Source organism: Kribbella sp. NPDC051620 (assembly GCF_044453825.1).
GTDB lineage: Bacteria > Actinomycetota > Actinomycetes > Propionibacteriales > Kribbellaceae > Kribbella.
The window spans coordinates 423,450-447,362 of record NZ_JBITDB010000004.1 but is presented as its reverse complement, the minus strand read 5'-3'; the positions used below and the strand labels follow the sequence as shown (position 1 = coordinate 447,362).

The window sequence follows — 23,913 nt, the reverse complement described above, 5'->3', positions numbered from 1 at the left end:
CGGGGACGGCACGCCTGGGTGGTTGAAGGTCAGCGCAGGGGTGAAGGCCAACCGGTCAGCACCACTGAAGCGACGGCCGCGTCTGTGGCGCCAACGCCTGTGAGGTCTGCAATCGATCGCGTTCCGCGCTCAGGGCGGTGGTCTTGCAGGATGATGCCGACCGCGTGGTCTGCGGTGGGGTCGATGACGCCGGCTCGGACGGCGTTGCCGAAGTCGCCGTGGTGGAGGCATTGGGCGTGGTCGTCGGTGACCACCAGCGCGTTCTCGAACAGCTCGACAGCCAACTCGTGCTTGCCGGGCATGTCGGTGCCGACGCCGGTGATGTGGACAGCATTGCGGAAGGCTTCCACCGGCAACGGGGATCTGGCGGCGGTCGTGGTGATGACGCATGGGGCGCCGGCTTCCAGGGCGTCGGGATGGGCGGTGATGCCTTCGTTTTCGAAGGCTTGGCAGAGGCGGTCGGCGGCTTCGGGGCGGCGGCCCCAGACGTGGACGCGGTTGATCGGGCGGAGTTTGCGGAGCCAGGTGACCTGCAGGAGAGCCTGTTCGCCGGTGCCGAGGACGGAGACCTCGTCGATGTCGGATGGGGTCAGGGCGTGGGTGATCAGGGCGCCGGCGGCCGCTGTGCGCCAGGCGGTCAGCATGCCTTCGTCGGCGAGTACCGCGGCTGGAGCGCCGGTGATCGCGTCGACGACGAGGATCAGGCCGTTGTTGACCGAGGCGAAGGTGCTGGCGATCTTCACCGCGAAGTGGGGTGAGCCGGTGACATGACCTGCTTTGACGTGGCAGTCGCCTGCGTGGTCCGGGAACTCCAGGACCATCGGCGCTGGAACCGACGTTCGGCCTTCGGAGTGTGCGATCAAGGCTTGCTTGACCGCATCGAAGATCACCTCAGGCGTTGCGATCGCAGCGATCTCGGTGAGTCCGAGAACAGGCAGAGCACCGGCGGTCATCGGCGCTTGTCCAGCCACGTCGCCCACTCGGCCAAGGCTTCCTCGGGCGCCAGGCGGCCGACGCCGATGCGGAAGCGGTCGGTTGGGGTTTCGGTCAGGGTTGAGCGGTAGATGCTTGAGGGCAGTAGCAGGATGCCGGCTTGTTCGACCAGGTCGGTGCACATCGCCTCGACGCCGTCCGCGCCCAGGTAGCGCGGATAGCAGACGCAGCCGCCTTGCGGTCTGGTGAACTCGAAGAGGTCCGGGTAGTTGCTGAAGAAGTCCTCGAACAGCGGCAGGTTGGTGGCGACGATGCCGCGGTTGCGCTCGAGCAGCTGATCGCGAGCGCGGAGTCCGATCAGGGCGAGGACCTCACTCGGTGCGGAGTTGCAGATCGAGGTGTAGTGCTTGGCCCGCTCGAGCTTGTCCAGCAGAGCGCGATCCCGGCAGGCGATCCAGCCGATCCGCAGGCCGGGCAGGCCGTACGCCTTCGACATCACGTTCAGCGACAGCGCGTTCTCCGACAGGTCGGCGGCCTGCGGCAACGACGGCCGGTCGAGCTCGAGGCCGCGATACACCTCGTCGCTGAACAACGTGATCCCGCGCTCATCACACAAGCGCACCAACCGCAGCCAGGTGTCCGGATCCGGCACCGCGCCGGTCGGGTTGTTCGGGAAGTTGACCGAGACCAGCTTGGTGTTCGGCCGGAGCGCCCGCTCGACCGCGTCGACGTCGAGCAACCAGTTGCTCTCAGCAACCAATGCGACGCCGGTGACTTCAGCCAGGGACAGCGGAATCGTCTCGGCGGCTTGGTAGTTCGGCGTCAGCACCACCGCGTGGTCACCAGGCTCCAGCAACGCGTGCATCGCCAGGTAGATCGCCTCTTCGGCCCCCGCGAAACACAGCACATCCTCGGGTACGACGACGTCGTACGTAGCCGCGATCTCCTCCCGCAACGCCGGCAACCCACGCGTCTCGGTATAGCCCAGCGCCAACGTCTCCCACCGCCGCCGGCCGTCCTCATCGGCGAGCTCGAGCAACTCGGACACGGCCATCGTCTGCGCATCCGAGGCGGTCAGGTGATAGCGGGCGCTGAACTCCCAGCGCGAGAAGTACGTCTCCAACTTGAAGTCAGGAAGGGTCGGCATCGATCGGCTCCTTACGTACTTGACCGAGCAACTGATAGAGGGCGGACCGCGAGATCCGCAAAGCACGGGCAACGGCCGGTACGCCGCGGCGCTGGCTGAGGACGCCTGTCTTGTCGAGCTTCGCGAGCAGCTCCAGCCGGTCCTCCCGGGTCAGCCGGTCGACGGTGGTGCCGCGGCGGCGGAGGTGGTCGGCGATGATCTCGTTCAGCGCCTCGGACCAGTCGTGCTCGAACAGCGCCCGCGGCTGACCGACGACCGGCGACGCGAAGGCGGCCAGCACGCGGCTCGCCTCCTCGAACGCGGTCCGGTCGACGTTGATGCACAGCACGGCCTCGGGGTTGCCGGCCGCGTCCCGTAGTACGGCGCTGACGCTGGAGAGCCGGCGTCCGTCGGCCAGGGACTTCGGGTACGGACCGTAGACATCCGGGCCGGTGGTGGTCTGGTCGTCCAGCTCACCGAGCAGCGACGGATCGCCGACCGAGCGCTCGGAGAACGAGTTCCAGATCCCGATCACCTCGTCCGTCACCGGGTCGTGCAGCACGACCTCGGCATGCGGCGACAGCAAGCGCGTGATCGCGTCGCAGATCGGGGCGAGATGATGAGCCATGCCTGGACGATACGTCCAACTTGGACAGATTGTCCAACCCAAAAACGTCGGCGGCTGCTGCGAGGGTTCTGGCCATGACAGCCGGCCGCACTCCGCTCCTTGCCCCGCGCCTCCGACCCGGCGATCGGGTCCGTTTCGTCTCCCCCGCGAGCCCACCCGACCGTGAGTTGGTCGGCCAAGGCACCGCGCTGCTGACCGATTGGGGGCTGCACGTCGAGATCGGTGAGCACGTGTTCGACGAGGTCGGATATCTGGCCGGCAGCGACGAGAACCGGCTCGCCGATCTGAACGACGCCTTCCGCGATCCCGGCGTCCGCGCGGTCTTCGCGACGAACGGCGGCAAGGGCGCCTACCGGCTCGCGGACGGTCTCGACTTCGATGCCGTTAGGCGGGATCCGAAGCCGCTGGTCGGGTTCAGCGACATCACCGCCCTGCATCTGCCGCTGTGGAAGGAGACCGGCCTGGTCAGCTTCCACGGGCCGTTCATGAACTGGTGGGCGCCGTACTTCGACGCGGGTTCGATCGAAGCCTTCCGCCGGGCCCTGATGACCTCGGACGAGATCGTCGTGCGTCAGGACTCTGCTGAGCTGAGCGCTCCGCTGACCGGCGGCCACGCCGTGACCGGGTTTCTGCTCGGCGGCTACCTCGAGGCGGTCCGCGGCGCGGTCGGCTCCGACCTGGAGAGTATGGACGGCGGGATCCTGCTGCTCGAGGCGCCCCGCGGCTCAGGTCTCGGTCAGATCGACCGTGCCCTCACCCAGCTCCGGCGATCGGGGCTGCTGGACGGGCTGCTCGGTGTCGCGGTCGGCCAGTTCACCGGGTTCGAGGAGGATCTGATCAACGGCTGGGGCGTGCTCGAGGTGCTCCGCGACGGACTGGCGAAACTCGGGGTACCGATCCTGGGCGGCCTGCCCATCGGTCACGGCCGCAACCCTGCCACCGTCCCGCTCGGCACAGTGGCGACGATGGATACGGCAGCCGGCACCCTTACCGTCGCCGCCGGCGTCCGTTAGGCGGGAACGCGGGAGTCGTCGCGTTGGGCTCGGCGGAGGCCGATGAGGAGGAGGCCGATGCTGATCACGCCGACGATCGCGTAGGTGACCCGCCCGCCGAGGCCGTCCCAGGTGGCGTGCAGCGCGACGGCCACGGCGTACATGCCGAGGAAGCCGAGGAATCGCTTGCCGCTCGGCGCGACGGCGAAACGCCACAGACCCCAGCAGGTGATGCCGGTCCAGGAGGCGTGACCGGCGGGCGACAGCAGACCGCGGATGAAGAGCGACTGCTCGGCAGCACCCACGTTGCCGCCCGACTGGAGCAGCGCGACGAAGGCGTAGCCCATCGTCTCCAGCACGGCGAACCCCGTACCGACCGCGACCCCGATCACGATGCCTCCACCGATCGAGTGCCGGTACCGGTGCCCGAAGAACAGCACCAAGACGGCCGGCACGACCAGCTTGGCCGCCTCCTCGATCAGGCCGACGCCGAGCATCGGGAGCGCCCCGAGCTTGCGTATCGCGTCGTACTCGAGCAGACCCGCGACCACCACGCCGACCACACCGCCGAAGAGCAGGGAGCCACCCAGCGTCGGCCCGTCGATCAGCCAGCGTCCGGAGCGACCAGCGGCGAACATGACGAACGTCAGCGGTACGACGAGCGCGCCGAGCAGGATCATCGTCGGGAAGAGGTTCGGGTTGCCGGTGTCCGTCAGTACCGCGAGGACCAGCAGGTAGAGCCCGCTGCCGATCACGAACGTGCCAACCCAGGCCCACCTGCGCACCAGCTGCTGTGCCGTCATAGGCAGATCCTCCACCAGTCGGGCCTTGGGCCGCACTCGTGACGACGCGTGTCCGGCTAACCTCGAACAGAGAGGGGTAGCGATATGAGGATCTTCTGGTGCGCGCCACTGCTGTTGCTGGCCGCTTCTTGCGGCATTTCCGATCAGCCCCGCCCAGCGGCAACCGTCACGGTCACTGCTACTCAGCCGACTCCGACTCAAGCGACTACGCCGACGCGGCCGCCGACTCCGCCGCAGACGGCGCGTGCTGCGGTAGTACCGGCTGTGGTCGGGCTCAACCATCAGTTGGCCCAGGACACGATGCAGGCGGCCGGCTTCTACTACCTGACCGAAGAGGACGCCACCGGCCAGGGACGGCTGCTGATCAACGACCGCAACTGGGTCGTCGTCAGCCAGTCGCCGGAGGGCGGTACGACCGCCTCGCTCGACAGCAAGATCGTGCTCAAGTCGAAGAAGATCGGCGAGTAACCGGCCGTTCGCCTGGAATTCGCCGGGGTGGCGCGGTTGCGCCATGTCGCAGCTACGGCAGCAATGGACAGGGCGCAGACCCGGGTTCCGGTTGCAGACTCGCTCGTTAGAGGTGCCCTGCCCCTACGCCTCTCGAAGAGGAGATCTGCCCATGTCCTCCCCACGCAAGCCCGCCGTCACCCTGGCGGCAGTCCTGGCGCTCAGCGTCGCCGCGGTCATCCCCGCCGGCGCCGCGCCGCCTCCAACTACTACCGGTACGCCGCGCACCACCGGCGTACCGGGTGCGAAGGTCATCACCCTGATCACGGGTGACGTCGTCGAGCTCACCGACGCGGGCGGCGGCAAGAAGGCCGCCACCGTCCGGCCCGCACCCGGACGCGAGCGGATCGCGTTCCACACCATCGAGGTCGACGGCGGCCTGCGAGTCCTGCCGAGCGACGCCGTCCCCTACATCTCGACCGGCGTACTCGACGCCAACCTGTTCGACGTCGACGAGCTGGTCGCCGACGGCTTCGGCGACTCGGCCGCGACCACGCTGCCGCTGATCGTCCGGTACGCCGACCCGTCCGCGGCCCGGGCCCAGTCGCTCACCGGTACGACGACCACCCGCACCCTCGACTCGATCGGCGCCTCGGCAGTACGCGCCGACAAGGACGAGTTGCCCGCGCTGTGGAAGTCGCTCGACCCGACCGAGAACGCCCGCGCGCTCAGCCGTGGCATCTCGAAGATCTGGCTCGACGGCAGGGTCCGCGCGAGTCTCGACAAGAGCGTGCCGCAGATCGGTGCACCCGCCGCATGGCAGGCCGGCTTCGAGGGCAGCGGAGTCAAGGTCGCGGTACTGGACACAGGCGTCGACGCGAACCACCCCGACCTGCAGGGCAAGGTCAAGGAGGCCGAGGACTTCTCCGGCAGCCCGACCGGCCCAGCGGACCACTTCGGCCACGGCACCCACGTCGCCGCGACGATCGCTGGTACCGGCGCCGGAGCGGGCGGCACCCGCAAGGGCGTCGCGCCGAAGGCTGACCTGCTGATCGGCAAGGTGCTCGGCGACGACGGCTACGGCTACGACTCCTCCATCATCGCCGGCATGGAGTGGGCCGCGGCGTCCGGCGCCAAGGTCGTCAACATGAGCCTCGGTGGCGGCCCCACCGACGGTTCCGACCCGCTCAGCCAGGCGGTCGACCAGATCACCGCCTCGACCGGGACCCTCTTCGTAGTGGCCGCCGGCAACGACGGCGCCGACCAGTCGATCGGTACCCCCGGTACGGCGCAGTCCGCGCTCACCGTCGGCGCCGTCGACCGCAACGACCAGCTGGCCGACTTCTCCAGCCGCGGACCGCGACTCGGCGACAACGGCCTGAAGCCCGAGATCACCGCCCCCGGCGTCGACATCGTCGCCGCCCGCGCGGCCGGAACGATCATGGGTCAGCCGATCGACGACCTCTACACAGCAGCCTCCGGTACTTCGATGGCAACCCCGCACGTCGCCGGCTCGGCCGCGCTGCTCGCCCAGGCGCACCCGGACTGGAAGGCGGACCAGCTCAAGAACGCGCTGGTCAGCACGGCCAAGACGAACCAGGACCTGAGCGTCTACGCCCAGGGCTCCGGCCGGGTGGATGTGGCCCGCGCCGTTGCGCAGAAGGTCTACGCGACCGCGACGGCCGACTTCGGCCTGGTCAGCGCCAACGCGGCCAAGACGATCACCTATCGCAACGACACGGCCGCCCCGGTGACCTTGTCGCTGGCGGTGGATGTGGACAACCTCGACTCGAAGACGCCGGAGACCCAGGCCTTCACAGTGCCGAGCACCGTCACCGTACCGGCCGGCGGCAGCGTCGACGTGCCGCTGGCGCTCGACTCGGCGAAGCTCGGTCGCGGTCTCTACAGCGGCTGGGTCGTTGCCACCGGCCCCAATGGCGTGGTGACCCACACCGCCGTCGGCACGCTGAAGGCAGGGCCGCAGCACAAGGTGACGCTGCGCGCCGTCGGACGTGACGGCAAGCCCACCGGCGTACCGGTGATCAGCTTGTTCGGCGACAACTCGCGGTCCGACGTGCTTGCCTGGATCGGGGACGGCGAGGAGTACACAGCCGAGGTCGAGGAAGGCACCTACCTGCTGCACTCGCTGGTCGAGGACTACAACGTGCAGGACGAGAACGTCAGCCTGTTCACCGACCCGAACATCACGATCACCAAGGACACCGAGATCGTCATCGACGCCCGCAAGGCAGTGCCGATCACGATCTCGACGCCCAAGCCGTCCGAGCAGCAGGCGATCCTGAGCTACTACGTGCATCGCGTGTACCCCAACGGCCGCAGCATCAGCCACGGCGTGATGCACTTCAGCACGGTCAAGCACGTACTGGTGACGCCGACCAAGCCGGTGGCCGGAGGCAGCTTCGAGTTCTCGTCGCGCTGGCAGCTGGTCGCGCCGATTGTCCAGACGTCCATCCCCGGAGTCAGCGGGCCGCTGGACATCAACCTGTTGCACCAGTCGCCGTCATTCGACGGCAAGAAGAAGTTCTCGCTGGTCGCGCCGGGCGCTGACCTGCGCGGCGTCAAGGGTGCGATCGCCGTCGTCAGGACGAACGAGGACGGCGACGAGAAGGCGCAGATCGACGCGGTCGCCAAGGCCGGTGCCGCGGGCATCATCCTGGTCCGGCCGGCGGACTGGTCTGCGTGGACCGTCTGGAAGCCGACCGGCGACCGGGAGCCGATCGTGGCCCTGGTGACCGGCAGCAACGACGGCCAGAAGCTGTTCGACCGGATCCGTCAGGGGCACGCGACGATCGACCTGACGCTGACCACCTCGAGCCCTTACCTGTACGACGTGCAGCAGGTGTCGAGCGGCTCGATCCCGCAGAAGATCGACTACAAGGTGACCCCGGCGAACAGCGCCCGGGTGACCACCTCGTACGCCGACAACGGTGGCTTCAACTGGGCCAAGGAGCAGCGGTTCGGCTGGCGCCCGTGGCAGGAGTACTCCTGGAACGACTCCCAGCGTTTCGTCGAGACGCCCAAGGTTCGGGAGGAGTGGGTGACCACCGGTGACTCGCTCTGGCAGCACCGGGTGCACCACCTCTTCACCTGGGACGAGATGAACCCGCTTCAGGGCGGGATGGCGTCGCTGCCACGCACCTACCAGCCGGGGTCGTCCAGCGAGACCTGGTTCGGACCGGTGGTACGGCCGGCTGCTGCTCCTGGCGTCGTCTCCACTCGGACGGGTGACCGGCTGTCGCTGCGGGTGCCGTCCTTCGTGGACGCCGATGGGCACTACACCGTCGGTGAGACGACCGCTGCGTCCGCAGTACTGAGCCGCGACGGCGCCGTGGTGGCCGAGCTGCCCGATGCGTGGGAGGACGTGATCACGAGCGGCGGCGACGCGGCGTACAAGCTGGAGCTGTCGACTGAGCGGAAGGACGCGGAGGGGGAGTGGAACTGGGGTACCAGCACTCACACCGTCTGGGACTTCCGGTCCAAGCAGGCTCCGACCGACAAGGCTGTGCCGCTGTCGCTTCTGCAGGTCGGGTACGACGTACCGGTTGATCTGACTGGGCGCGTGGCTGGTCGGCCGCATGTGGTCGGGTTCAGCGTCAAGCAGCAGGCCGGTGCGGCTGCTGCGCGGTCTACCTCACTGCAGGCGTCGGTGTCCTTCGACGAGGGCAAGACGTGGCGGCGGGTCGTCACCGTCGGAGCACTGGGTCGGTACGTGGCCGTAGTACCGGCAGGCAAGGGGACTGTGTCGCTGAAGGTTGTTGCTGGTGACAGTGCCGGCAACAAGGTGACGCAGACCGTCATCAGGGCCTACGGGCTCAAGTAGATCCCTGTAGCCGGGGTCCCAGGGCGGGGACCCCGGCTACAGCCAATTGCGGCGTGCCGCTTGGAAGGCCAGGCCTGTGCGGGTATCTACGCCGGCCAGAGCCATCAAGCGATCGAGGCGGCGCTGCACCGTCCGGCGGCTGATGCCGAGCTGGGACGCGATGGACTTGTCCGGTAGACCCGCGACGAGCAACGACAGCAGGAAGCGCTCGTTGCCGTCGAGGCCCTCGGGGTCCTGCGGTTCGTCGGCCTGCAGCCGCACCGGAGTCGCTGCCTCCCAGTGGCTCTCGAACAGAGCGAGCAGAGCATCCAGTAGCTGTCCCCTGCCGATCACTGCTGCCGTGGGCTCGCCAATCCCTGCTTCTTCGTCCCGTACCAGCGGGCAGACCGCAGTAGCGCGATCCACGATCGCCAACCGCACGGGGAGTGTCGGCAGCGCCCGCGCCTCCTCACCCCAGCTCACGCCCTCGGCAATGCTGTCCAGCTCTCCCGGCGTTTCCAGCAGCGCTCGCTCGTAGATCGCTCGGTAGCGGACACCCCGGCTGAGCGCGCCGTACTCTTCCGTGTTCTCGGCGCCCTGCATCGCCAGTGGGTTGGCACGGCAGAACCAGAGGATCTCCGTGCGGGCAGATTGCTGCAGATCGCGGAGGCGGTCGCGCAGTACGTTCGCGCCGACGATCACCTCGACCAGGTGGTGCGCGTCCCGACGGCTCGCGCTCGCACGGAACTCCTCGCTCAGCGACGCCACCGTCTTCCGGGCGGACTCGAGCGACTCTTGCCGACGTAACAACGTTGTACCGAGCGCCACGTCGGGAGCCAGCGGCCGGAAGACGGGATCCGGCCCCGGCTGGGCCGCGACCAGGCCCTTCGCCTGCAGTCGCTGCAGCACCTCGGCCGCTTCGTGCTGCGGCAGCTTGGCCACCTCGGCGAGCTCCGCCGAGCGTGCCACGGACAGGCCGACCAGCAGCCGGTACGCCTGCTCCTCCTCGGCGTCCAGCAGCGATCCGTCGTGCATCGTGCCCACCTCCTCGAAACTCCACCCAATCGTGGCACCGAACTGCCGTCACGAAATCCAGCCGATGACGTCACTACCGGTGAAAGACGCAATCGCGTGCCTCCCGCCCGAGCCGCCATCGAGAGAGATCACCATGAACTGGACGGACTACGCCGGCCTGGCCGGCCTGGTTGCTGCCGCGGCACTCGCCGGCTGGACCCTGCTCGGCACACTTCTGGGCACCAACACCACCACGCCACACCGCGGCGCGCCACGACATTCCGGAAACCCGGCCCCCGCGCGCCCGCTCTCCGGCCGCCACCGCGCCCCGGCACACCGTCTGATCACCCGCCTGAGACTCCGCTGAACCAGCCCACCAAGACTACTGTGTGGGAGCGCTCTCAAGAGCGTTCCCTACGTCTGTTGGAGCGGTTCCATGCCTGAGATCCGACCGTACCGGCCGAGCGACCGCGACGCTGTCGCCGACATCTGCGTCCGCACCGCCGACAACGGCGGCGACTCCCGATCGCTCTACCCGGACCTCGATCTGATGCCGACCCTCTTCGCCCTCCCGTACGCCGAACTCGAACCGGACTACGCCTTCGTCCTCACCGACGCCGACCACCCCGTCGGCTACATACTGGCCACCCCCGACACCCCCACCTTCGCGCGCCGCCTCCGCACCGAATGGCTCCCCCGAGTAGCCGACCGCTACCCACCCCTCACCGGACCGCCCACCACCCCCACCGAGCAAATGATCAGCCTCCTCCACAACCCCGAACGCCTGGTCATCCCCGAGGTGGCGGCCTACCCCGCCCACCTCCACATAGACCTACTCCCCACCCACCAAGGCGCCGGCCACGGCCGAGCCCTGATGACCACCCTCCTCAAAGCCCTGGCCGCGGCAAACGTCCCAGCCATCCACCTGACGATGCTCACGTCAAACACCCCCGCCCGAGCCTTCTACGACCGCCTCGGCTTCCACCACATCCCCGTCCCCAACACCGACCTGGTCACGTACCTGGGCCGGACTACCCGCACCGCCGGGGACCGCTGAAGTAGAGCAACCGCCGCACCGCCGAGGCCCTGGCCGGGACAGCCACGCCCCGGGCTCTCCGGTACTGGGCAAGGTTTCTGGTTCGGGCAGCCGGCCGCTGTCTGCTGACGTGCATCCGCAAGGACGGCCGGCTCGAACCGCCGACGCTTGGTGACATCCGACTCCTGTTCCACGCAGTGAGGGCGTCCCGCAGGCGAATCAAATCGCGCGGATTCAGATCGCTGCTGCGACTACTAGAGCAGCCGATCCCTGCACTGACCGGACGACGCGCTGTAACCGCGCCAAAAAACGCGCTCATTCCGCGCGAATTAATTGCCTTCAACGGCGTGGCGGCTAGGACAGTCGGGGAGGGGGTTGCACGATTGGACAGTCGCAGGCGTAGAAGACGCCGAGATTCCGCGCGAATTATCGGAGAGTGGCATGAGCTCACAGGTACCGGTTCGGATCGGCACGGCCACGGCGGGTAGAAGGGTCACGGAGGACGCGATCGAACTGGCCGGCTACTGCAGTCGTCCGTCCTGCCGCAAGCAGTTCCAGCAGGCGACCGGGCCCGGCCGTAAGCGGGAGTTCTGTTCGGAGACGTGCCGCCGCCTGGCCGACAAGGAGCACAAGCAGGCACAGGCGAGGGTCGCGCATTTCGCCGATCTGCTCTATCAGTCCCGGATCGACGTTCTCGCCTTCGGCCGAGACGACGACGAGGACCGCGCGACGCTCACGCCGGAGGCCGAGGTGCGGATGATGATGACGGCACACGGCGCGATCCAGCGCGCGGAGTTGCTGCTGGAGACGACCGAGAACGATGACCTGCCGGTGCGCGAACTGCGCTCGGTGGTGTCGGCCGTTGGTCCGTTGCTCGAGTCCTTCGCCGCAGGCCGTAGTACGAGCTAGTTGATTGTGTGGTTGGTGGAGCGGGGGTCGTTGGTGATGCGGCGGGTGGTGTAGATGTCGCCCTTGCGGGCGAGGGTGCGCCAGGGGCGGAGTTTGGTGAGGGGGGTTTCGTAGGTGGGGTCGTTGCGGTCGATGGTGGCGATCGTCAGTTCGGCGGGTGGGGTGACGGTGGCTACGTAGGTGCCGTCGGGGGCGATCAGGCCGGATGGCATCAGGTCGGCGGTCTGGGCGGGGAGGGACATCGCGATCCAGTAGTTGTTGATCGCGGCGTGGGCTCGGGCCTTGACCTCGAAGACCGCGTCCGCGGGGTACGCCGAGAGCAGCAGGCATTCGACGCCGAGGCGTTCGTAGTGGCTGAAGAGTTCAGGAAAGTTGACCTCGACGCAGATCGCGCAGCCGAAGCGGTAGCCGTCCACATCGAAGACGATCGGTTCGAAGCCTGGGCTGAAGTAGCGGGTCAGCTCGGTGTTCGAGCAGTAGCGCTTGTCGTAGCGGTCGACGATCCGGCCCTGGTCGGAGATCACGTACAGGCTGTTGTGCGGCCGGTTCGGCGGGGTCAGCGGGTGGGCGGAGCCGAGCACGACCCAGAGCTTCAGCCGGGCGGCGAGCTTCTGGATCTTCTCCAGTTCCTCGCGGACCAGCGGCCAGTCGACCTCGGACCAGTCCTGGAACTGCTCGTTCGGAAACCCCGACAACTGACCTTCCGGAAACTGGATCAGCCGCGCCTTGTGGCCGGCCGCGACCTTCATCAGTTCCCGGACCTTGGCGCCGTTCTCCGCTGGATCCTTGGTGATCATCGGCTCGGCAACAGCAATGCGAATCCCCGTCATCGCCCCACGGTCCCATCCCGGACCGACAATCCCGCCCGGACGCGGCGGCCGTCACGAAGCTGTCCGGATTGTCGGTACCGACCGGCAAACTGACCGCATGAGCTGGTCAGCCGTCCACGACTACGCACTCCGCGAGCGATACGCCGAGGTCCGCGACCTGGCCGAATGGACCGACTGGATGCCCTTCGAGGCCGCGATCCCGTCCGCACCCCGCGAGCCGGGCGTCTACCTGCTCCGCGAGCCGATCACCGCGATCATCCGGTACGTCGGTATGGCCGGCGAACGCGCCGCGACCGGCCGCCCGCAAGGCCTCTACGGCCGCCTGACCGTCTACCGCAACGGCCGCGGAGCGATCAGCGGCTTCGGCGAGGAAGCCCTGGACCGCGCCCTCGCCGACCCGGCCTGGCTGGAGCAACAACTCCACGACCTCCGCCACCACGGCCCGAAGACCGCCCAGGACTGGGCCCGCGAAGCCGTCCTCCGGCTGGACCTCGAGGTCGCCTGGTCGGTCACCCCGGACACCCCCGACGCCCGCTACCTCGAAACCCAGGTCCTCACCCTGCTGAGAACCCACGGCCTGTGGAACCGCTGACCGAACACCGACTGTGACGCATGCCGCACCGAGCAACCGGCTGAACGGCCCCGGAAAAACAAAAACTCCCAGTCAGTGTCTGACTGGGAGTTGCTGTGCGCGAGGGGGGAGTTGAACCCCCACACCCTTTCGGGCACACGGACCTGAACCGTGCGCGTCTGCCTATTCCGCCACTCGCGCGCTGGTCGCTGAGGGCTGATAAAACTGCCATCTGCGACCGAGAGAAAACACTAGCACGGCCTCAGGCAGACTCTGACATTGCGGGTTCGGTCGAACCTGCCGATACGATCGATCGTCGTACCAGTGTGTTCACCCACGCACCGGTGGACACGGGGTACGGCGAGCCTCTTGAAGGTGCCGTACGGCAAGCACGATCGTTGGGTCCACCCGACGACCGACCGTGGAGGAGGACGCGTGCGACCGCTGCAGCGCTTCGAGCGACGCCTCGAGGGCATCGTGAGTGGTGTCTTCGCGCGCGCGTTCAAGGGAGACGTGGAGCCGATCGAGCTGGCCGCGGCCCTCAAGCGAGAGATCGACAACACCGCGCGGATCCTGTCCAGGGACCGCCGGCTGGTGCCGAACCACTTCACCATCGAGCTCGGCCCGGGCGACTTCGAACGGCTGAACGCCTACGGCCGGACGCTGAACCACGAGCTCGCCAACGAACTCCGCGACCACGCGGACATCCAGCGCTACACCTTCTCCGGACCGATCGAGATCGAGTTGACCCAGGAAGACGACCTGCCGACCGGGAAGTTCCGCGTCGTCAGCGCCACCCACGGCAACCAGCAACGGCCGCCGCAACCCCCGCCGCAGCCGACCTACCAGCCGGCTCCGGACCCCAACGCGACCCAGCTGAGCGCGCCCGTGCAGCCGCCGCCCGGCCCGCCGCCGGTGCGCCGCGGCCACCCGCAGGTGATGCTCGAGGTGAACGGCCGCCGCCGGCCGATCAACCCGCCGGGCGTCGTGCTCGGCCGGGGTACCGACGCGGACATCCAGATCAACGATCCGGGCGTCTCCCGGCGGCATGCGGAGATCCGGCTTATGCCGGAGGGCCCCGGAGGTGTCAGGGTGGTCCTGGTCGACCTCGGGTCGACCAACGGCACCCTGGTCAACGGACGCCGGGCCGCCGAGGCCGAACTGACCGACGGATCGACCGTGAGGATCGGGAACACCACCATGACGCTGCGCCTAGCGGACGAGCCGATCGCCCAGCCGCCCAGCAGCGGGTGGTGACGGAACCTCCATGTCGGAACTGACACTGACCCTGATCAAACTGGGGTTCCTGGCCCTGTTGTGGATGTTCGTCCTCGCGGTGCTGTCCGTGATCCGCTCGGACCTGTTCGGCGCCAAGGTGGACGCCCGGGCGATCGCGCCCGCGTCGTCGCCGCAGCCGAACGGCCGGACCCCGAAGCCGGCCAAGCCGGTGAAGAAGCGCAAGGGCCTGCCCGGCTCGGTCACCATCGCCGACGGCCCGCAGGCCGGGGTCGGCGCGACCCTGGTGAGCGAGCCGGTCGTGATCGGCCGCGGCTCGGACTGCCAGATCCGGCTCGACGACGACTACTCGTCCACCCGGCACTCCCGGCTGTTCCTGTCCGAGGGCGAGTGGTGGGTGGAGGATCTCGGCTCCACCAACGGCACGTACCTGGACGGCCAGCGGGTCACCCGTCCCGTTCCGGCCGAGATCGGCGGTTCCATCCGGATCGGTCGCACGACGCTGAACATCGCGAAGTAGGACGCCGGCCATGACGCTATCGCTCGACTACGCCGCACTGTCCGACGTCGGCCGGGTCCGCCGCAACAACGAGGACTCGGCGTACGCCGGTCCGCACCTGCTGCTGCTCGCCGACGGGATGGGCGGCGCCGCGGCCGGCGAGGTCGCGAGCTCTGCCGCCGTCCAGGTGATCCGCCGGCTGGACAAGCCCGGGATCACCGGCCCCGACATGATGGAGGCGCTCGCGGGCGCCGTCCACCGGGCCAACGAGCGGCTGTCCGAGCTGGTCGAGGAGGACCCCGAGCGCGAGGGCATGGGCTCGACCGTCACCGCACTGCTCTTCGACGGCGAGCAGCTCGGCCTCGCCCATCTCGGTGACTCACGCGCCTACCGGATGCGTGACGGGCTGCTCTATCAGCTCAGCCACGACCACACATTCGTCCAGTCGCTGGTGGACGAGGGCCGGATCTCGAAGGAGGAGGCCTTCACCCACCCGCACCGGAACCTGATCCTCCGCGTGCTCGACGGCCGCCCCGACTCGGATCCGGACCTGGAGATCCTCGACGTCCAGGCCGGCGACCGGCTGATGCTGTGCAGCGACGGCCTGCCCGACTACGTGAGCGAGCAGGTGATCGCCACCTCGATGGCCGAGGGCACCCCGGACTCCGTGGTGGTCGACCTGATCACCCACGCGCTCGAGGCGGGGTCCAACGACAACATCACCTGCGTCGTGGCCGATGTGGTCGAGACGGAGCCTTCGAGCGGCACCCAGCCTCAGCTGGTCGGTGCGGCGGCGGAGCTTGCCCAGGGTGGGACCGGTCCGGCCACCGCGACCATGCGCGCCCAGGGCGACGGTGGTGCCGGAGGGGGCGGCGGCGGTGGCCATGGCCATGGCCTCGACCCTGAGGAGCTCCGTTACGCACCGCAGGCGCCCAAGCGGTTTCTCTGGCTGCGGCGGCTCGCAGTGGTGGTCGTCATCCTCGGGTTGATCGGCGGAGGCGGCTGGTTCGCCTACAACTGGACCCAGAAGCAGTACTACGTCGGTACCGACGGCGACTACGTGGTGATCTTCAAGGGGGTCGACCAGGTCGTCCCGGGGCTCGACCTGTCGTCGGTCTATGAGAAGCAGACGCTGCTGGTCGACAAGCTGCCGACGTACAGCCGGGAGCAGGTCGAGGGCACGATCCAGGCCGACGACCTGGCCGCGGCACGCCAGATCGTCAGCGAGCTGCAGCACGCGGCCGACGAGTGCGCGGCCAAGCCCAAACCGACCACCACTCCGAAGCCCACCGTCAAGCCCAGTACGCCGGTCTCTACGCCGCCCAAGCCGCCGGCGACCACGCCTGTCTCGACTCCGGCCTCCACGCCGGTCTCCACCCCGAGCAACGGCACGGTCAACCCCGACGACTGCGACGGCGTCAGATGAGTATCGCGTCGACCTCCGTCATCCAGATCATCCCGCGCACCCGGCGCGGGGTGGAGCTGATGTTGCTCATCCTCGCGGTCGGCGTCTCGGTGGCCGCCTACGTCAACATCGGCCTCACCGTGCAGGACGAGGTCCCGGCCAGTACCGGGTACTACGCGGCCGGCATCGGCCTGCTCGCCCTGATCGCCCACCTGGCCCTGCGCTACCGCGCTCCGTACGCCGACCCGGTGCTGCTGCCCTGCGCGGTGCTGCTGAACGGCCTCGGCGTCGCCATGATCCACCGGATCGACCTCGGTATCGCCGCGGACCGGCTCGCCCGGGGCCTGGACCCCAAGGCGGCCGCGGCGCCGCAGCAGATCACCTGGACGGCCGTCGGGGTGGTCCTCTTCCTCGTCGTCGTCCTGGTGATCCGCGACCACCGGCGGCTGCAGGCTCTCACCTACACGGCCGGCCTGGCCGGTCTGGTGCTGCTGGTCCTGCCGCTGATCCCCGGTCTCGGCGTCAACCTGAACGGCGCCCGGATCTGGATCCACCTGGCCGGGATGTCCTTCCAGCCCGGTGAGTTCGCGAAGCTGTGCCTGGTCGTCTTCTTCGCCGGCTACCTGGTGGTGAAGCGCGACGTGCTGACGCTGGCCGGGCACCGGTTCCTGGGCCTCGACCTGCCGCGCGCCCGCGACCTCGGGCCGATCGGGATCGCCTGGGTGGTCAGCCTGGGCGTGCTGGTGTTCGAGAACGACCTCGGCTCGTCGCTGCTGTTCTTCGGCCTGTTCCTGTTCCTGCTGTACGTCGCCACCGAGCGGGCGGGCTGGCTGATCATCGGCGGCCTGCTGTTCGCCGGCGGCGCCTTCTTCGCGTACACCGCCTTCGGGCACGTGCACGAACGGATCACCGACTGGCTGGACCCGTTCTCGATCGACGGCGGCCAGATCGCCGGCGGCCTGCTCGGCCAGGCCTGGGGCGGCATCCTCGGCCGCGGCCTCGGTCAGGGCCATCCGGAGTGGACCCTCTACGGCAACAGCGACATGATCATCTCCTCGTTCGCCGAGGAGCTGGGCCTGACCGGCCTGATCGCGATCCTGCTGATCTACACCCTGATCATCGAGCGCGGCCTGCGCACCGCGCTCGGCTGCCGGGACATCTTCGGCAAGCTGGTCGCGACCGGTCTGGCGATGTCGTTCGCGCTGCAGGTGTTCGTGATCGTCGGCGGTGTCACCGGACTGATCCCGCTGACCGGTCTGGCCACCCCGTTCATGGCCCTGGGCGGTACGTCGCTGGTCGCCAACTGGGCGATCGTGGCGTTGCTGCTGCGGATCAGTGACCAGGCCCGGCGGCCGCAGACCCCTGCGGCGCCGGTCTCCGACGAAACGATCGCCATGGCGGTGCAGAAGCAGTGAACTCAGCGATCCGACGACTGGCCGTGGCGGCGATCATCCTGATGCTCGCGCTGATCGCCAACTCGACCTATCTGCAGGCCTTCCGCGCAGGCGAGCTGAACGGCCGCAACGACAACCGCCGGGTCCGCAACGAGCAGTTCTCGGTCAACCGCGGCCCGATCCTGATCGGCAACACGCTGATCGCGCGCAGCGTGCAGAGCAACGACCAGTACAAGTACCAGCGCACCTACTCCAACGGCCCGCTCTACGCGCCGGTCACCGGGTACTACTCGTTCCAGTTCGGCCGGGGCGGGATCGAGCTCAACCAGAACAGCGAGCTGAACGGCTCCGACCCGGCGCTGGCGTTCCGCCGGTTCGTCGACGTGCTGACCGACAAGGGCCAGCAGGGCGCGAGCGTCAGCCTGACCCTGAACGCGGCGGCCCAGCAGGCGGCGTACACCGCGCTGGGCAACAACAAGGGCGCGGCGGTCGCGATCGAGCCGAAGACCGGCAAGATCCTCGCCCTGGTGAGCAAGCCGTCGTACGACCCGAACCTGCTCGCCTCGCACGACCTGAGCAAGGCCAGCGAGGCCTGGAAGTCGCTGAACGCGAGCGCCAACAGGCCGATGTCGAACCGGGCGATCAAGGAGGTCTACCCGCCGGGGTCGACCTTCAAGCTGGTCACCCTGGCGGCCGCGCTGTCCAGTGGCAGGTACAAGGCCGACACCAAGGTGAACTCGCCGGCCAGCCTCCCGTTGCCGCAGACCACGGTTCCGCTGCCGAACGAGAACGGCCGCAACTGCGGTGGCAGCAACAACGCCACCCTGACGGTCGCGCTGGCGCTGTCCTGCAACACCGCGTTCGCCTCGGTCGGTCTCGACCTCGGCGCGGACGCGCTGCGCGAGCAGGCCGAGAAGTTCGGCTTCGGCGAACGGCAGCTGCCCGAGCTGGGCGCGGCCGCCAGCCAGTTCCCGGGCGACCCGAACGAGCCGCAGGTCGCGCAGTCCGCGATCGGCCAGTTCGACGTCCGGGCCACCCCGCTGCAGATGGCGATGGTGGCGGCCGGGATCGCCAACAAGGGCACCGTGATGAAGCCGTACCTGGTGCAGAACGTCCGGACGCCCGACCTGAAGACGGTCGAGGAGACCAAGCCGGAGGAACTGCACCAGGCGGTCACCCCGGAGGTCGCCGCCGAGCTGACCGGAATGATGGTGAACGTCGTCAAGAACGGCACCGGCAAGCCCGGTCAGATCAACGGCATCGACGTGGCCGGCAAGACCGGTACGGCGCAGAGCGCGAAGGACCGGCCGCCGTACGCCTGGTTCACCGCCTTCGCCCCGGCCAACGACCCGCAGATCGCGGTCGCGGTGATCATCGAGGACGCAGTCGGCGTCGGCCGCGACGACATCGCCGGCGGCAAGCTGGCCGCGCCGGTCGCGAAGAAGATGATGGAAGCGGTGCTCGGCCGGTGATGACGATGGGATATAACCCGGTGACAGAGCGTCCGGCCGACACCAGCCGGCGGATGGTCCGGGCTACCGTGGGCACTTTGAAGAATTGGCCGAGTTCGATCCGCGCAGGTTGGAAGGCAGAGTAATGACATCGCAGGCACGTCTCGTCGGCGGGCGCTACGAAGAAGGCGAACCGCTCGGTCGAGGGGGGATGGCAGACGTCCGCAGGGGCATCGACAACCGTCTGGGCCGGGCCGTCGCGATCAAGCGGCTGCGGGTCGACCTGGCCAGCGACGCCACCTTCCAGGCGCGGTTCCGGCGGGAGGCCCAGTCGGCCGCCTCACTGAACCACCCCACCATCGTGTCGGTCTACGACACCGGCGAGGAGCCGGACCCGAACGGCTCCGGCATCACCATTCCGTACATCGTGATGGAGCTGGTGACCGGCAAGACGCTGCGCGACCTGATCCGCGAGGGCCGCAAGATCATGCCCGAGCGCGCGCTGGAGATCACCTCCGGCGTGCTCGAGGCGCTCGACTACAGCCACCGGGCCGGCATCGTGCACCGCGACATCAAGCCCGGCAACGTGATGCTGACCCCGCAGGGCCAGGTCAAGGTGATGGACTTCGGCATCGCCCGGGCCGTCGCGGACACCTCGTCCACGATGACCCAGACGGCGGCCGTGATCGGCACCGCGCAGTACCTGTCACCCGAGCAGGCCCGCGGCGAGACCGTGGACGCCCGCTCCGACCTGTACTCGACCGGCTGCCTCTTGTACGAACTGCTCGTCGGCCGGCCGCCCTTCGTCGGCGAGTCGCCGGTGTCGGTGGCCTACCAGCACGTCCGGGAAGAGCCGCTGCCGCCGTCGTCCTTCGACCCGGACATCCCGCCGGAGGTCGACGCCGTCGTCCTGAAGGCGCTGACGAAGAACCGCGAGCACCGGTACCAGAGCGCGAACGAGATGCGCCAGGACATCCACCGGGTACTGGCCGGCCAGCAGGTGACCGCGCCGATGGCCGCCGTCGCCGAGACCCGCGCGATGGCGCCGACCCAGGTCGCACCGGTCGCGGCCACCCAGGCCTACCAGCCGCAGACGCATGACCTGCTCCCGCCCGACAACGGGGACGACGAGGCGGAGACCGCGAGGGCCCGTCGCAACCGGGGGCTCGCGTACTTCCTGCTCGGCCTGGCGATCGTCGCGATCGCTGTCGGCGCCTACGCGATCATCACCAACATGGGCGACAAGGACAACACCGGCGGCGCCAACCCGAGCACCAACACCAGCCAGCCGGTGGAGCAGGTCGAAGTGCCGAAGCTCGAGGGACTTTCGGTGACAGAGGCGATCCAGTTGCTGACCGACCAGGGGCTGAAGTACACCCAGACCTCCCAGGCCAGCAACACGGTCGGCAAGAGCACGGTGATCAGCCAGGACCCGCCGGCGGGCACCAAGCTGGACAAGGGCACGTCGGTGGCGCTCGTCGTCTCGGCCGGTCGCGACACCTTCGCCGTACCGAACGTGATCGGCAAGTCGGAGGACGACGCGCGCAAGGCGCTGGAGGACGCGGCCGGCCAGTTCAAGGTCGCGTCGAAGTCCAAGGAGGTCGAGAACGAGGCCCCCAAGGGCACCGTGCTCTCGATCGACCCGGGCCAGGACGGCCAGTACGCCAAGGGCACGAAGTTCACCCTGACCATCTCGACCGGACAGGTCCAGGTCACCGTGCCCGACGTCGCCACGCTGAGCAAGGACGACGCCACCGCGCAGCTCAAGGCCCTGGGCCTGGCCGTCGGGTACGTCAACGACGACACCAACCCGACGGCGCCCGAGGGCACGGTGACCAAGCAGAGCGTGGCCGCGAACTCGAAGGTCAAGGAGGGCACCAAGGTGATCCTGTCGATCGCCGTGAAGGCCCCGCCGACCCCGCCGAGCACCGAGCCGACCGATCCGGAGGGTTCGGAGACGCCGATCATCCCCGGTGGCGGCGGCCCGGGCGGTGGCGGCATCGGCGGCGGCCCCGGTAGCGGGGGCAACGGCTGATCGGCAGGACCGCAGTCTCGTAGTACCGAAGACACGAAAGGCCGCTGGAGCAGGTGCTCCGGCGGCCTTTTGCGTTGGTTGAACTAGCTGACGACCGGGGCCATCCCGGCCGAACGCTCGACGGCGCCGGGGTCGCCGCAGATCTGCAGCCAGTTGGCGAGCATCCGGTGGCCGCCCTCGGTCAGCACCGACTCGGGGTGGAACTGCACGCCCTCGACGGGCAGGTCGCGGTGCCGGGCGGCCATGATCACGCCGGCCTCGGTCCGGGCGGTCACCTGCAACACGTCGGGCACGCTGTCCTGGGCGATCGCCAGCGAGTGGTACCGCGTCGCGGTGAACGGCGACGGGAGTCCGGCGAGCACACCGGCGCCCTCGTGGAAGACCTGGCTGGTCTTGCCGTGCAGCAGCTCGTCCGCACGACCGACCACGCCGCCGTACGCGACGCCGATCGCCTGCAGGCCGAGGCAGACGCCGAAGATCGGCACCTCGCCGCCCTTCTCCTTGACGATGTCGACGCAGGCGCCGGCCTCTTCCGGCGTACCGGGGCCGGGCGAGAGCAGGACGCCGTCGTACTCCGAGACCTGGTCAAGGGTGACCTCGTCGTTGCGCAGCACGGTCGTGTCGGCCTGCAACTGCTGCAGGTACTGGACGAGGTTGTAGACGAAGGAGTCGTAGTTGTCGACGACGAGGATCCGCGGCATGCGGACCATTGTCACAGACCGGGCGAAGCGCGGTCCTGCTCAGCCGGTCGCGGACGGACTGGTGGTCGGCGACTTCTCGAAGCCCGGCACGGTCGCGCTCTGCAGCTCCAGCGTGCCCTCGTAGGCCGGCATCGCGATCGAGGACTCGGTCTTGACCTCGTAGCCGAGCTGGAACCGGACCACGTAGTCCTGCAGGTTCTCGATGTACTTCGAGTCGTCCAGCGCCTGCTGCAGCTTCTTGCGGTCGCCGATCGCGGTGATCCGGTACGGCGGCAGGTAGGGCACGCCGTGCAGGACGACCGAGTTGCCGACGCACTTGATGCCCGTGGTCGAGATCACCCGGTGGTTCTGGATCGAGATCGCGTCGGCGCCACCGACCCAGAGCGCGTTCACCACGGCCTGGATGTCCTGCTGGTGGATCACCAGCCAGTCGGCGTCGACGTCCGGGTTGTCCTTGACCACCTCGGGCGGGGCGTCCTTGAGCGTGACGGTGAGGCCCGCACCGGTGACCGGCGTCGTACCGACCTCGTTGGACAGATCCGTCAGCTGCTTGGCCAGTTTGGGCTCGATCGAGCCCTGCTGGGCCTGCAGCTTCTCGATGTCCTGGGTCAGCGCCGCGTGCTGACGGGTCAGGCTGGCGCTGCGCCGGCTCTGTTCCTCGACCAGGCCCGCGAGCGTAGTGTTACGACTGGGACGCAGATCGGTACCGCGGGCGTTCGTTGCGCTGGTCGCGAAGAGCAACCCGGCACACAGCAACGCCACCGGCGCAGTCGCGCGCCAGAGCGAAAAACGCCGCAGCTTGCTCACCCGTGATCCCCTTGCTCTCGTCTGCACTACGCTAACCGAGGCCAGAGCTAGCTTATGTGTCCCCTGTAGTGATCCTGTCAGGTGTCCGTTACGAGGAGTCGAGTCGTGCCCGAGTCGAGCAGTCGCAAGACCAAGAAGTCCGCCACCGACAAGGTGAAGGTGGAGAAGACTCCGAAGAAGCCGCGTACCACCAGCCGGGTGTGGGTCGCCCCGCTGATGCTGGGGTGCTGGCTGCTCGGACTCGCCTGGCTGGTCGTCTTCTACGTGGCCGGGCAGGACATCCCGGTGATGAAGGACCTGAACAACTGGAACCTGCTGATCGGCATGGGCCTGATCGCGGGCGGCTTCGTCGTCTCCACCCAGTGGATCTAGTCGCTTCCTGACATCTCAGCCGCAGACCTCAGCCGGCGATCGGGCGCAACCGGCCGGGGTCTGCGGCTGAATTACAGGTCTGTGGTTATCCACACCGGTATCCCCAGGTGTGCACAGCTTTCGGTGGACTTGTCCCCAGGTTTTCCCCCGCCCTGGCCGCGATCGGGGCCGAAATCGACGAAATCTGTGGATAAATCAGGTTTGATCACCGCCTTATCCACAGCTGGGGATCGGCGATCGGCGTAGCGTCAAGTAGGCCGATCGTCGGCGCTGGAGACTAGGGAGGGTCTCGCGATGTTCGTTCAGGTGATTCAGGGACAAGTGGCGGATGCCGAGCAGGCGCACGCCTCGTTAGACCGGTGGATGGAGGAGCTGGCTCCCAACGCCAAGGGCTGGCTCGGTACGACGGCCGGGGTGACCGAGGAGGGCCGGTTCATCGCGCTGGCCCGCTTCGAGTCCGCCGAGGCCGCCCGGCAGAACAGCGACCAGCCGGCGCAGGACCAGTGGTGGCACGACTTCTCGGCGAACCTCGAGGGTGCTGCGACCTTCCACGACACCGACGACGTGGTCGTGGACCTCACAGGTGAGCCTGACGCGGCCGGCTTCGTCCAGGTGATCCAGGGCCAGGGCAGCGATCCGGAGCGGGCCCGCGAGCTGATGGCGCAGGACTCCGACGCGTGGGCCGGCTTCCGCCCCGAGATCCTCGGCACCGAGGCCGCGATGTACGGAGACGGTGAGTACACGATGGCGATGTTCTTCACCTCCGAGGCCGAGGCTCGCGAGGGTGAGCGCAAAGAGGCCCCGCCGGAGCTGAAGGCTCAGATGGACGAGATGAACTCGATGGCGGTCGGGATGCCGACCTTCTTCGACCTTCCCCACCCTTGGCTGTACTCGCCGCGCTGAT

At 68.4% G+C, this 23,913-nt stretch carries 23 protein-coding genes and 1 tRNA gene; 15 read left to right on the top strand and 9 right to left on the bottom strand.

Features of this window, described 5'->3' with window-relative positions; genetic code table 11:
• Positions 1–29: 29 nt before the first annotated feature.
• From ACIA12_RS21170 to ACIA12_RS21160, 3 genes are read right to left on the bottom strand one after another with little or no spacing between them, the layout of a single operon-like run.
• Positions 30–971: an ornithine cyclodeaminase family protein gene (locus tag ACIA12_RS21170; protein WP_396368731.1), complete on the bottom strand. Its 942-nt coding sequence runs from the start codon at positions 969–971 to the stop codon at positions 30–32.
• Positions 950–2,080: an aminotransferase class I/II-fold pyridoxal phosphate-dependent enzyme gene (locus ACIA12_RS21165; protein WP_396368730.1), complete on the bottom strand. Its 1,131-nt coding sequence runs from the start codon at positions 2,078–2,080 to the stop codon at positions 950–952. Before ACIA12_RS21165 ends, ACIA12_RS21170 begins: the two co-directional genes overlap by 22 nt.
• A complete protein-coding gene (locus ACIA12_RS21160) occupies positions 2,064–2,687 on the bottom strand; it encodes a transcriptional regulator (protein ID WP_396368729.1) in 624 nt (207 codons plus the stop codon). The genes ACIA12_RS21165 and ACIA12_RS21160 overlap by 17 nt, the downstream gene beginning before the upstream one ends.
• A gap of 74 nt (positions 2,688–2,761) precedes the next feature.
• On the opposite strand from ACIA12_RS21160, the gene ACIA12_RS21155 reads away from it, so the two are divergent.
• On the top strand, positions 2,762–3,700 hold the full coding sequence (locus ACIA12_RS21155; protein ID WP_396368728.1) for an LD-carboxypeptidase: 939 nt from the start codon (positions 2,762–2,764) through the stop codon (positions 3,698–3,700).
• Here ACIA12_RS21155 and ACIA12_RS21150 read toward each other — a convergent pair.
• Complete coding sequence (locus tag ACIA12_RS21150; protein ID WP_396368727.1) at positions 3,697–4,482, bottom strand: PrsW family intramembrane metalloprotease; 786 nt, start codon at positions 4,480–4,482, stop codon at positions 3,697–3,699. The genes ACIA12_RS21155 and ACIA12_RS21150 overlap by 4 nt on opposite strands.
• 84 nt (positions 4,483–4,566) lie before the next feature.
• On the opposite strand from ACIA12_RS21150, the gene ACIA12_RS21145 reads away from it, so the two are divergent.
• On the top strand, positions 4,567–4,950 hold the full coding sequence (locus ACIA12_RS21145) for a PASTA domain-containing protein (protein ID WP_396368726.1): 384 nt from the start codon (positions 4,567–4,569) through the stop codon (positions 4,948–4,950).
• A 151-nt stretch (positions 4,951–5,101) separates the two neighbouring features.
• The gene (locus tag ACIA12_RS21140) at positions 5,102–8,770 is read left to right on the top strand and encodes a S8 family peptidase (RefSeq protein ID WP_396368725.1); all 3,669 of its coding nucleotides are present in this window, start codon (positions 5,102–5,104) and stop codon (positions 8,768–8,770) included.
• A 36-nt stretch (positions 8,771–8,806) separates the two neighbouring features.
• Here ACIA12_RS21140 and ACIA12_RS21135 read toward each other — a convergent pair whose 3' ends face one another.
• Positions 8,807–9,784: a helix-turn-helix domain-containing protein gene (locus ACIA12_RS21135; protein WP_396368724.1), complete on the bottom strand. Its 978-nt coding sequence runs from the start codon at positions 9,782–9,784 to the stop codon at positions 8,807–8,809.
• A gap of 133 nt (positions 9,785–9,917) precedes the next feature.
• Here ACIA12_RS21135 and ACIA12_RS21130 point away from each other — a divergent pair, with 133 nt between their 5' ends.
• The 3 genes from ACIA12_RS21130 (at position 9,918) to ACIA12_RS21120 (ending at position 11,708) form a co-directional block, all read left to right on the top strand.
• On the top strand, positions 9,918–10,130 hold the full coding sequence (locus ACIA12_RS21130) for a hypothetical protein (RefSeq protein ID WP_396368723.1): 213 nt from the start codon (positions 9,918–9,920) through the stop codon (positions 10,128–10,130).
• 69 nt (positions 10,131–10,199) lie between these two features.
• Positions 10,200–10,820: a GNAT family N-acetyltransferase gene (locus ACIA12_RS21125; protein ID WP_396368722.1), complete on the top strand. Its 621-nt coding sequence runs from the start codon at positions 10,200–10,202 to the stop codon at positions 10,818–10,820.
• A gap of 420 nt (positions 10,821–11,240) precedes the next feature.
• Positions 11,241–11,708, top strand: a complete 468-nt coding sequence (locus ACIA12_RS21120; protein WP_396368721.1) for a hypothetical protein — start codon at positions 11,241–11,243, stop codon at positions 11,706–11,708.
• Here the strand turns inward: ACIA12_RS21120 and ACIA12_RS21115 are convergent.
• Complete coding sequence (locus tag ACIA12_RS21115; protein WP_396368720.1) at positions 11,705–12,538, bottom strand: carbon-nitrogen hydrolase family protein; 834 nt, start codon at positions 12,536–12,538, stop codon at positions 11,705–11,707. The genes ACIA12_RS21120 and ACIA12_RS21115 overlap by 4 nt on opposite strands.
• Positions 12,539–12,635: 97 nt before the next feature.
• On the opposite strand from ACIA12_RS21115, the gene ACIA12_RS21110 reads away from it, so the two are divergent.
• Positions 12,636–13,130, top strand: coding sequence for a hypothetical protein (locus ACIA12_RS21110; protein WP_396368719.1), 495 nt, complete (start codon positions 12,636–12,638; stop codon positions 13,128–13,130).
• 96 nt (positions 13,131–13,226) lie between these two features.
• Here the strand turns inward: ACIA12_RS21110 and ACIA12_RS21105 are convergent.
• A tRNA-Leu gene (locus tag ACIA12_RS21105) sits at positions 13,227–13,310 on the bottom strand.
• 234 nt (positions 13,311–13,544) lie between these two features.
• Between ACIA12_RS21105 and ACIA12_RS21100 the strand changes: the two genes are divergently transcribed.
• The 6 genes from ACIA12_RS21100 to pknB all read left to right on the top strand — a co-directional run bounded on the left by ACIA12_RS21100 (position 13,545) and on the right by pknB (position 21,129).
• The gene (locus tag ACIA12_RS21100) at positions 13,545–14,366 is read left to right on the top strand and encodes an FhaA domain-containing protein (RefSeq protein ID WP_396368718.1); all 822 of its coding nucleotides are present in this window, start codon (positions 13,545–13,547) and stop codon (positions 14,364–14,366) included.
• Between the two features lie 10 nt (positions 14,367–14,376).
• Positions 14,377–14,865, top strand: coding sequence for an FHA domain-containing protein (locus ACIA12_RS21095; protein ID WP_396368717.1), 489 nt, complete (start codon positions 14,377–14,379; stop codon positions 14,863–14,865).
• 10 nt (positions 14,866–14,875) lie between these two features.
• Complete coding sequence (locus ACIA12_RS21090) at positions 14,876–16,270, top strand: PP2C family protein-serine/threonine phosphatase (protein ID WP_396368716.1); 1,395 nt, start codon at positions 14,876–14,878, stop codon at positions 16,268–16,270.
• Positions 16,267–17,664 (top strand): FtsW/RodA/SpoVE family cell cycle protein, encoded by a 1,398-nt coding sequence (locus ACIA12_RS21085; protein WP_396368715.1) that lies wholly within the window; start codon positions 16,267–16,269, stop codon positions 17,662–17,664. Before ACIA12_RS21090 ends, ACIA12_RS21085 begins: the two co-directional genes overlap by 4 nt.
• The gene (locus ACIA12_RS21080) at positions 17,661–19,115 is read left to right on the top strand and encodes a peptidoglycan D,D-transpeptidase FtsI family protein (RefSeq protein ID WP_396368714.1); all 1,455 of its coding nucleotides are present in this window, start codon (positions 17,661–17,663) and stop codon (positions 19,113–19,115) included. The genes ACIA12_RS21085 and ACIA12_RS21080 overlap by 4 nt, the downstream gene beginning before the upstream one ends.
• A 124-nt stretch (positions 19,116–19,239) precedes the next feature.
• Complete coding sequence (gene pknB, locus ACIA12_RS21075) at positions 19,240–21,129, top strand: Stk1 family PASTA domain-containing Ser/Thr kinase (protein ID WP_396368713.1); 1,890 nt, start codon at positions 19,240–19,242, stop codon at positions 21,127–21,129.
• An 83-nt stretch (positions 21,130–21,212) separates the two neighbouring features.
• On the opposite strand, the gene ACIA12_RS21070 is transcribed toward pknB, so the two are convergent.
• Complete coding sequence (locus tag ACIA12_RS21070) at positions 21,213–21,830, bottom strand: aminodeoxychorismate/anthranilate synthase component II (protein WP_396368712.1); 618 nt, start codon at positions 21,828–21,830, stop codon at positions 21,213–21,215.
• A gap of 39 nt (positions 21,831–21,869) precedes the next feature.
• Positions 21,870–22,637: a DUF881 domain-containing protein gene (locus ACIA12_RS21065; RefSeq protein ID WP_396368711.1), complete on the bottom strand. Its 768-nt coding sequence runs from the start codon at positions 22,635–22,637 to the stop codon at positions 21,870–21,872.
• Between the two features lie 105 nt (positions 22,638–22,742).
• Between ACIA12_RS21065 and ACIA12_RS21060 the strand changes: the two genes are divergently transcribed.
• Both ACIA12_RS21060 and ACIA12_RS21055 read left to right on the top strand, forming a co-directional pair.
• A complete protein-coding gene (locus tag ACIA12_RS21060; RefSeq protein WP_396368710.1) occupies positions 22,743–23,009 on the top strand; it encodes a cell division protein CrgA in 267 nt (88 codons plus the stop codon).
• A gap of 294 nt (positions 23,010–23,303) precedes the next feature.
• A complete protein-coding gene (locus ACIA12_RS21055; protein ID WP_396368709.1) occupies positions 23,304–23,912 on the top strand; it encodes a hypothetical protein in 609 nt (202 codons plus the stop codon).
• The last annotated feature ends 1 nt before the right edge of the window (position 23,913 follow it).

Coding starts and splice junctions, on each gene's coding strand:
- ACIA12_RS21165 (WP_396368730.1), bottom strand. CDS start 2,080: ATGCCGACCCTTCCTGACTTCAAGTTGGAGACGTACTTCTCGCGCTGG.
- ACIA12_RS21160 (WP_396368729.1), bottom strand. CDS start 2,687: ATGGCTCATCATCTCGCCCCGATCTGCGACGCGATCACGCGCTTGCTG.
- ACIA12_RS21155 (WP_396368728.1), top strand. CDS start 2,762: ATGACAGCCGGCCGCACTCCGCTCCTTGCCCCGCGCCTCCGACCCGGC.
- ACIA12_RS21150 (WP_396368727.1), bottom strand. CDS start 4,482: ATGACGGCACAGCAGCTGGTGCGCAGGTGGGCCTGGGTTGGCACGTTC.
- ACIA12_RS21145 (WP_396368726.1), top strand. CDS start 4,567: ATGAGGATCTTCTGGTGCGCGCCACTGCTGTTGCTGGCCGCTTCTTGC.
- ACIA12_RS21140 (WP_396368725.1), top strand. CDS start 5,102: ATGTCCTCCCCACGCAAGCCCGCCGTCACCCTGGCGGCAGTCCTGGCG.
- ACIA12_RS21135 (WP_396368724.1), bottom strand. CDS start 9,784: ATGCACGACGGATCGCTGCTGGACGCCGAGGAGGAGCAGGCGTACCGG.
- ACIA12_RS21130 (WP_396368723.1), top strand. CDS start 9,918: ATGAACTGGACGGACTACGCCGGCCTGGCCGGCCTGGTTGCTGCCGCG.
- ACIA12_RS21125 (WP_396368722.1), top strand. CDS start 10,200: ATGCCTGAGATCCGACCGTACCGGCCGAGCGACCGCGACGCTGTCGCC.
- ACIA12_RS21120 (WP_396368721.1), top strand. CDS start 11,241: ATGAGCTCACAGGTACCGGTTCGGATCGGCACGGCCACGGCGGGTAGA.
- ACIA12_RS21115 (WP_396368720.1), bottom strand. CDS start 12,538: ATGACGGGGATTCGCATTGCTGTTGCCGAGCCGATGATCACCAAGGAT.
- ACIA12_RS21110 (WP_396368719.1), top strand. CDS start 12,636: ATGAGCTGGTCAGCCGTCCACGACTACGCACTCCGCGAGCGATACGCC.
- ACIA12_RS21095 (WP_396368717.1), top strand. CDS start 14,377: ATGTCGGAACTGACACTGACCCTGATCAAACTGGGGTTCCTGGCCCTG.
- ACIA12_RS21090 (WP_396368716.1), top strand. CDS start 14,876: ATGACGCTATCGCTCGACTACGCCGCACTGTCCGACGTCGGCCGGGTC.
- ACIA12_RS21085 (WP_396368715.1), top strand. CDS start 16,267: ATGAGTATCGCGTCGACCTCCGTCATCCAGATCATCCCGCGCACCCGG.
- pknB (WP_396368713.1), top strand. CDS start 19,240: ATGACATCGCAGGCACGTCTCGTCGGCGGGCGCTACGAAGAAGGCGAA.
- ACIA12_RS21070 (WP_396368712.1), bottom strand. CDS start 21,830: ATGCCGCGGATCCTCGTCGTCGACAACTACGACTCCTTCGTCTACAAC.
- ACIA12_RS21055 (WP_396368709.1), top strand. CDS start 23,304: ATGTTCGTTCAGGTGATTCAGGGACAAGTGGCGGATGCCGAGCAGGCG.